The organism is Cupriavidus sp. 2KB_3 (assembly GCF_052115685.1).
GTDB lineage: Bacteria > Pseudomonadota > Gammaproteobacteria > Burkholderiales > Burkholderiaceae > Cupriavidus > Cupriavidus campinensis.
Map to the genome: position 1 here is coordinate 94874 of NZ_JBFRHD010000024.1, position 6791 is coordinate 101664.

The 6791-nt window shown below is 64.4% G+C and carries 9 protein-coding genes; 5 read left to right on the forward strand and 4 right to left on the reverse strand.

The genetic code is table 11. The features are described 5' to 3' along the window. Positions 1-235: 235 nt before the first annotated feature. Together AB4120_RS23345 and AB4120_RS23350 are read right to left on the reverse strand one after the other, a co-directional pair. Positions 236-952, reverse strand: a complete 717-nt coding sequence (locus AB4120_RS23345; protein WP_092299721.1) for a GntR family transcriptional regulator — start codon at positions 950-952, stop codon at positions 236-238. A 246-nt stretch (positions 953-1198) separates the two neighbouring features. After that, positions 1199-2209, reverse strand: coding sequence for a 2-dehydropantoate 2-reductase (locus tag AB4120_RS23350; RefSeq protein WP_149139162.1), 1011 nt, complete (start codon positions 2207-2209; stop codon positions 1199-1201). Positions 2210-2401: 192 nt separating this feature from the next. Here AB4120_RS23350 and AB4120_RS23355 point away from each other — a divergent pair, with 192 nt between their 5' ends. From AB4120_RS23355 to AB4120_RS23365, 3 genes are all read left to right on the forward strand, one after another. Then, positions 2402-3157, forward strand: coding sequence for a TerC family protein (locus AB4120_RS23355; RefSeq protein ID WP_149139161.1), 756 nt, complete (start codon positions 2402-2404; stop codon positions 3155-3157). A 90-nt stretch (positions 3158-3247) separates the two neighbouring features. Next, the gene (locus AB4120_RS23360) at positions 3248-3955 is read left to right on the forward strand and encodes a GntR family transcriptional regulator (protein ID WP_441642906.1); all 708 of its coding nucleotides are present in this window, start codon (positions 3248-3250) and stop codon (positions 3953-3955) included. A gap of 261 nt (positions 3956-4216) precedes the next feature. Beyond that, positions 4217-4618, forward strand: coding sequence for a DUF427 domain-containing protein (locus AB4120_RS23365; protein WP_441642907.1), 402 nt, complete (start codon positions 4217-4219; stop codon positions 4616-4618). Positions 4619-4736: 118 nt separating this feature from the next. On the opposite strand, the gene AB4120_RS23370 is transcribed toward AB4120_RS23365, so the two are convergent. Both AB4120_RS23370 and soxR read right to left on the reverse strand, forming a co-directional pair. Next, entirely contained in the window at positions 4737-4922 is a 186-nt protein-coding gene (locus AB4120_RS23370; protein WP_144197069.1) for a hypothetical protein, read from the reverse strand. A 313-nt stretch (positions 4923-5235) separates the two neighbouring features. Beyond that, a complete protein-coding gene (gene soxR, locus AB4120_RS23375; protein ID WP_149139425.1) occupies positions 5236-5682 on the reverse strand; it encodes a redox-sensitive transcriptional activator SoxR in 447 nt (148 codons plus the stop codon). Positions 5683-5865: 183 nt separating this feature from the next. On the opposite strand from soxR, the gene AB4120_RS23380 reads away from it, so the two are divergent. Together AB4120_RS23380 and AB4120_RS23385 are read left to right on the forward strand one after the other, a co-directional pair. Then, positions 5866-6294 carry a RidA family protein gene (locus AB4120_RS23380; protein WP_149139159.1) on the forward strand — a complete coding sequence of 143 codons (429 nt, stop codon included), beginning with the start codon at positions 5866-5868 and terminating at the stop codon, positions 6292-6294. Positions 6295-6483: 189 nt separating this feature from the next. Next, the coding region (locus AB4120_RS23385) for a 2-dehydropantoate 2-reductase N-terminal domain-containing protein (RefSeq protein ID WP_441642207.1) at positions 6484-6791 on the forward strand (308 nt) is incomplete at its 3' end.

Genomic DNA, 6791 nt, shown 5'->3' on the forward strand with positions numbered 1-6791 from the left:
AGGCTGTGTGAGCCGGGGAGGTGTTGCGGATGACGCAGAGGCCGTTCCAAGGACAGCCCCTCGCCCCTGCGAGATCGGCAAATAGCCAAGGAAAAGTGCCAAAGAAACGAGCCAAAGAAAAAGCCCCAACGTGCCGTAAAGCTGTTGGGGCGCAAGAAGATTCGGCCACATCGCGGAACAATGCCCGCGCCCCGTCACGGGCTGGGCGACGGGGCGTGCATGACGTGGCCGGCAGTCAATCCAGGAAGTCGCAGTTCTTCTCGACGTAGTCGGCCAGGTCCAGCGAGTGCTGGCGCACCAGCTTCTCGGCCAGCTCCGTATCGCGCTTCTCCAGCGCCTCGATAATCCGCAGATGATCGACGATCGACCGCGCGGCGCGGTCGCTCTGCGAGATCGTCATTTTCCGAATCGCACGCACATGGACGAAGATGTTCTTGATCGCGTCCATGATGATCTGCGACTTCGACAGCTGCACGATCGCCTGGTGAAAAACGATGTTGGCGTCGGAATACTCTTCGATGTGCTCGGCCGGCGTGGAGTCTCGGAAGCTGTCGAACATGTGTCGCAGTTTGCCGATTTCCTCGTCAGTGGCATGGAGCGTGGCCAGGCGGGCCGCCATGCTTTCCAGCGCGGCCCAGACCTGGATCATCTCCACGATCTCGCGCTTGGTCTTGCGCATGATGTAGATGCCGCGGCGCGGCACCGTGCGCAGGAAGCCTTCCTGCTCGAGCAGCGTCATCGCCTCGCGGATCGGCGTGCGGCTGACGCCCAGCGCCTCGGACAGCACGCGCTCGTCCAGTCGCACTTCCTCCCGCGACTGATAGATATCGGCATCGGCAATGGCCTGGCGCAGCATCGCATAGGCCTGGTCGCGCAGGCTGGCGCCCGCGTTGATCGGCTGCAGCGACAGGGTCAGGCCGGCGGGCTGGACTTCGGGTGTTTGGGCGGACATGAATGCACTCGTCTATGACCGGCGCCCCAGGGGCCGAGGCGGCCTCCGGCGGCGTCCCGCCCCGCTTCTCTGCCGGGGCCTGACGCGCGGACGCATGGTGTCCAGTTTGGCATGGCGCCATGCGGTTTGCTCATCAATCTCGCCGATGATCGCGCGTCAAGAACCCGAACGGGTGAGAAAGGGGCGGGCCCGGCCTTTCGTATATGGTATATCAAGATCACCACATCGCCGGGGATTTCTCCCGCGTCATGCCGCGCGCGCGACCGGCACGGGCGGCGCAGTCTGGCCGCCCTGCGCCATCCTGTCGCGCTGCTTGATCAAGCCAAGCACGGCATCGACCATCGGTGTGGGCTGGCCGATCATCCGGCCCATCTCCTGCACCACGGTCAGCAAGGGGTCGATTTCCATCGCCCGGCCGGCCTCCAGGTCCTGCAGCATCGAGGTCTTGTGCGCCCCCACCGCGCCGGCGCCGTCGATGCGGCGCTCCACATCCACGCGGAAGTGCACGCCAAAGCGCTCGGCAATCGCCTTGGCCTCCAGCATCATCTGGCGGGACAGCGCGCGCGTGGCGGGGTCGGAGGTAATGATGTCCAGCGTGGCGTGCGTCAGCGCGCTGATCGGGTTGAAGCAGAGGTTGCCCCACAGCTTGAGCCAGATCTCATCGCGGATGTTGTCGCGCACGGGCGCGTCGAGATCCGCCTTGACCATCAGCTCGGCCAGTTGCGTCACGCGCGAGGAACGGCTGCCGTCCGGCTCGCCGAGAGGAAACTTCTTACCGTAGACATGGCGGATCACGCCCGGCGACTCAATCTCCGCCGCCGGATACAGCACGCAGCCAATGGCCCGCTCCGGCCCGAGGCCGCGCCACTGCTTGCCGCCCGGGTCCACGCTCTCCAGCGTGCGCCCGGCAAACTCGCCACCGTGCTTGTGGAAGTACCAGTAGGGAATGCCGTTGACGCCGGTCACCACGGCCGTTTCCGGCCCGAGCAGCGGTTGCATCAGGTCCACCACGCCGGGCACCTGGTGCGCCTTGAGCGTGATGAACACGTAGTCCTGCGGCCCCAGCTCGCGCGGATCGCTGGTGCAGCGCACGCGCGCCACGCGCTCCTCGCCCTCGATATGAAGGCGCACGCCGTTGGCCTGCATGGCCGCCAGGTGCGGCCCGCGTGCGATGAAACTCACGTCGGCGCCCGCGAGCGCCAACTGCGCGCCCATGTAGCCGCCAATCGCCCCTGCCCCATAGATACAGATCTTCATGGGTTGTCTCCTCGATGGTTGTGATGACCGGTATTGTTTTGATATATCACATACTATATTCCAGTCTTGGCGTTTCACAACCTCTATCTCACCATAACTGCTCTCCCCTGCACCGCCGGCGTGCGCTACCATGATCCTGGTAGTCCGCTTTCGGGTAGCCCTGCCCCAGCCCACCCCAACCAAGGAGTTCGCATGGAATCGCTACTCGCGCTGGCGCGCGATCCGGCCGCCTGGGCCGCCCTGGCCACCCTGGTGGCCATGGAGGTCGTGCTCGGCATCGACAACCTGATCTTCATCTCCATCCTGACCAACAAGCTGCCCGAAGCCATGCGCGAGAAGGCGCGGCGACTGGGGATCACCCTTGCGCTGGTGATGCGCCTGGGCTTGCTGGCGACGATTGCCTGGATCGTGGCGCTGACCGAGCCGGTCTTCACGATCCTTGGCAAGGGTATTTCCTGGCGCGACATCATCCTGATTGCCGGGGGCGCGTTCCTGGTCTGGAAGGCCACGCGCGAGATCCATCAGCACGTCTCGCCCGAGCCCGGGCATGGCGAGGAAGGCATGGTCGCCCGCGCCGCGCCGGGCTTCGCGGTGGCCATCGGCCAGATCCTGGTGCTCGACCTCGTGTTCTCGATCGACAGCATCATCACCGCGGTAGGCATGACCGACCACGTGCCGATCATGTTCGTTGCCGTGATCGCCGCCGTGACCGTGATGCTGTTCGCAGCCGCACCGCTGGCCAACTTCATCAACGCGAATCCCACCATCATCATGTTGGCGCTGGCCTTCCTGATCATGATCGGCATGACGCTGATTGCCGACGGGCTGGGCCACCACGTGCCGAAGGGCTATATCTATACGGCGATGGCCTTCTCGACCGGCGTGGAAGGATTGAACATGCTGGCGCGGCGGCGGCGCAGCCGGCGCGCGGAGCCGCCGCAGGCCTGATATCGGATATTCGGGTCTGGTGGCTGGCGAGCCGCCTGCCCGAGCAGGTATGATGGCTGTCTTTGCTGTCATCCCCACTCACACGCATCCATGCTTCCTGCGGATCTTGCCGGCGCCGATGGCGACCAGAGCGCGTCCCTGCCGCGTTCCGAACGGGCCTACCAACAACTCCGGGGCGCGATCCAGGCCGGCCACCTGCCACCCGGCACGCGCCTGCGCGAGGTGGAACTCGCCGAATCGCTAGGGCTGTCGCGCACGCCGGTGCGCGAGGCGCTCTCGCGGCTCGAGTCCGAAGGGCTCGTCGTCAACGAGCCCAATCGCGGCATGATGGTCACGCGGCTCGACGCCAGCATGGTGAGCGAGCTGTATGTCATGCGCGAGGTGCTCGAATCCACCGCGGCCGCCCTGGCCGCCCGCCATGCTAACGACGTGGAAATCTCGTTGTTGCGAGATATTGTCGAGCGCGACCTGGCCTTCGCTGAAGACCCCGACAAGCTGGCACTCAACAATCGCCTGTTCCACGAGACGCTGCACCGCTGTGCGCACAATCGCTATCTGCTGAAGACGCTGCGCTCGCTGCATGAGTCGATGGCGCTGCTTGGCCGCTCCACGCTGGCCGTTCCGGGCCGCGCCCGGGGGTCGTACGAGGAACATCTGGCGCTGGTGGAAGCGCTCGAGGCGCGCAACCCCGCCCAGGCCGAGCAGATTGCCCGGCGCCATATCCAGCAGGCGTACAAGGTAAGACTGTCGCTGTGGATCGAGGAACAATCGGCTGGCGGCCAATCCCTATCGCTTTGATTTGTGGATAGTTTTGAGCCGCCCGAGCCCCAGCAGCCCCGCCCCGTGCGGGGCTTTGTTTTGGAATGTTGGCCTGGATTGTTCTAGGGAATACAAGAGTGTGTTCCCTTGCGTGCGCTATGCCGGGCCGCTCGCGCTTGCTATCGTCCATACCGAGGCCGAGGCTCTTCTCTCCCTTTTCGGCCTCACGTCACCTCCGTGGCGGTTTTTTCTTTGAGGCGCGGCCTGATCGCCGCGCCTCCTTTCTTAGGGAGGTCTGCCATGACCGACAAATCCGCCGACAAATCCGCCGACAAGCGCGTCCTGATTCCCGGCCCGGATCATCCAATCACGATCACGCCCCAGGGCGGCCGCGTGGTGGTGAGCGTAGCGGGCCGAGTGATTGCCGACACCCGCCGCGCCCTCACGCTCGCCGAGGCCTCGTACCGCCCGGTTCAGTACATTCCGCGCGAAGACGTGGACATGTCTCAACTGACGCGCACCCAGCACACCAGCCACTGCCCCTACAAGGGCGATGCGGCGTACTACAGCATTCCCGCTGGCGGCACCCGCACCGACAACGCGGTGTGGACCTATGAATCACCCCATCAAGCGGTCGCCCAGATCGCCGGCCATCTGGCCTTCTACCCGGATCGCGTCGATCGCATTGAAGTGACTCGTTAAGCTCCCATAAAAGCCAAAAACCGACCCGCCGCACACCTCGAAAGGGGTGTACGGCGGGTCGGTTTTTCAATGGCGGCGCACGGGAGGCGCCGCAGGCACTACGGGTGTTCTGACCGGATTAACCGTTCGCGTAGACGACCTTGGCCTTGCGCGCTTCCGATTGCAGACGGGAGAAAACGTTCTGCACGGCAGCCACAACGCGCTTCACGTCGTTGGCAAAACCCAGGCTTTGCGTGCCCAGTTCGCGCTCGATCAGGTCGCGTTCGAGTTGATCGGTCATCTTGATGTCGGATTGGGTGTTCATGGCGTCCTTCCTTGAGGGATTACCCTTATGGGGTTTTCCCGAATTGTAGCAGAAGGATTGTCGCAATGCAGCATTAGGTGATAGTACGTATGCGAGGAAGCAACGGGACGGCCTTATGCGTCACTCCATACATTTTGGTAATACGCCGGGCGTAAATGCCGGACTTAACTTCCGGGAGTCAGCAAGGAAGGCGAGTTGCCGCTCCAGGTGGGGAAGATTCATGGTGAGCACCAGGCGATGAGACTCACGGGGAGATGAGATGTCTGGCGGACAACAATGCCGGACTTGGCTGGCAAACGCATGAATATGCGGCTCAAGGCGCCCCCTCGCCCACATGGGCACCTGGCCCCCGCCCTGCCATCACGTCCTGTGGATTGCGCAACGGACACGCCTTCAGCGACAGGCAGCCGCAGCCAATGCAGCCGTCGAGTTGATCGCGGAGCATCGTCAGCGCGCGGATGCGGGCGTCGAGATCCTCCCGCCAGGAAGCAGACAGCCGGCGCCAGTCGGCCACGGTCGGTGCCTTGCCCGCCGGCAAACGCGCGAAGGCCTCGGCGATGACCGCAAGCGGCACGCCCATGCGCTGGGCAATACGTAACACAGCCAGCCGACGCAGGATGCCGCGTGGATAGCGGCGCTGGTTGCCAGCGCTGCGCGTGCTCGAAATCAAGCCCTTCGATTCATAGAAATGGAGCGCGGAAGCGGCCACGCCGCTGCGTTCGACCACCTGCCCAATGGTCAGCGGGTCGCGGGCGCGCATCGGGCGCACGGGTAGTTCCAACGGGTCGATTTTGTCGATCTGGTCGATTTTCGGGGGGCGGCTCATGACAGGACCATAGCGGACAAGGAAAGCCCTTGCAGCGCGCATGGTATCGCACTCGAGCTTGACCTCAATCGCACTTGAGGTTTGACACTGGCATCCCTTTCCACCCAGGACCCCGCCATGCAGCTCGAATCACCGCGCGCCCCTTACCTCCAGTTCATGAACCCGCCCGATCTCTACGATCCGCGCCTGAACGGCTATTCACATGTCGCGGTGGCGAATCTCCCCGCAAAGCTCATCTTCGCGGCGGGCCAGGGTGGCGAGGACATGTGCGGCGGCCTGCGGGCCGACTTCACGGCGCAGGTCAACCGCGCACTGTCCAACCTGCGCGTGGCGCTGCAGGCCGGCGGCGCAGACATCCCCGACGTGGCCAAGATCACGGTGCTGGTCGTCGATCATTCGATGGAACGGCTGACCATCTTCAGCCGCGCCTGGCAGGCTTTGCTGGGCGACTGGCCGGCACCCGCCTGCACGCTGATTCCCGTGCCAAGGCTGGCGATCGACGGCATGCTATTCGAGATCGAAGCCGTGGCTGTGCTGCCGGCATGACAGATTTGGCGTCCGCTCAGGGTCGGTGAGCGGCGCTTAATCTGCCGTTAAGGTTCCCCGCCTAAGCTGCACGGCCGCCCGCCACCCTGGCGTGGCCCTGACCCAGCCCTCTGTTTTCCGCCTCACCTCCATGCCTGGCACGCGCGGACCGTGGTCGTCCCGCAAGCCGCCTCCCCTGAATTCCCCATCATGAAAGTCACAATTATCGGTAGCGGCTATGTCGGCCTGGTCACCGGCGCCTGCCTGGCGGAACTCGGCAATTCGGTGTTCTGTCTCGATGTGGACGAACGCAAGATCGCCATGCTCAATGCGGGCGGCGTGCCGATCTATGAGCCGGGCCTCAAGGAACTGATCGAGCGCAATCGCGCCGCCGGCCGCCTGACGTTTTCGACCGACGTGGCCGCCAGCGTGGAGCACGCCGACGTGCAGTTCATCGCCGTGGGCACGCCCCCGGACGAGGACGGCTCGGCAGACCTGCAATACGTGCTGGCCGCCGC

Bases quoted from the DNA above. Each gene is read 5' to 3' on its own strand.
- AB4120_RS23345 (WP_092299721.1), bottom strand. From the start codon at position 952: ATGTCCGCCCAAACACCCGAAGTCCAGCCCGCCGGCCTGACCCTGTCG.
- AB4120_RS23350 (WP_149139162.1), bottom strand. From the start codon at position 2,209: ATGAAGATCTGTATCTATGGGGCAGGGGCGATTGGCGGCTACATGGGC.
- AB4120_RS23355 (WP_149139161.1), top strand. From the start codon at position 2,402: ATGGAATCGCTACTCGCGCTGGCGCGCGATCCGGCCGCCTGGGCCGCC.
- AB4120_RS23360 (WP_441642906.1), top strand. From the start codon at position 3,248: ATGCTTCCTGCGGATCTTGCCGGCGCCGATGGCGACCAGAGCGCGTCC.
- AB4120_RS23365 (WP_441642907.1), top strand. From the start codon at position 4,217: ATGACCGACAAATCCGCCGACAAATCCGCCGACAAGCGCGTCCTGATT.
- AB4120_RS23370 (WP_144197069.1), bottom strand. From the start codon at position 4,922: ATGAACACCCAATCCGACATCAAGATGACCGATCAACTCGAACGCGAC.
- soxR (WP_149139425.1), bottom strand. From the start codon at position 5,682: ATGCGCGCCCGCGACCCGCTGACCATTGGGCAGGTGGTCGAACGCAGC.
- AB4120_RS23380 (WP_149139159.1), top strand. From the start codon at position 5,866: ATGCAGCTCGAATCACCGCGCGCCCCTTACCTCCAGTTCATGAACCCG.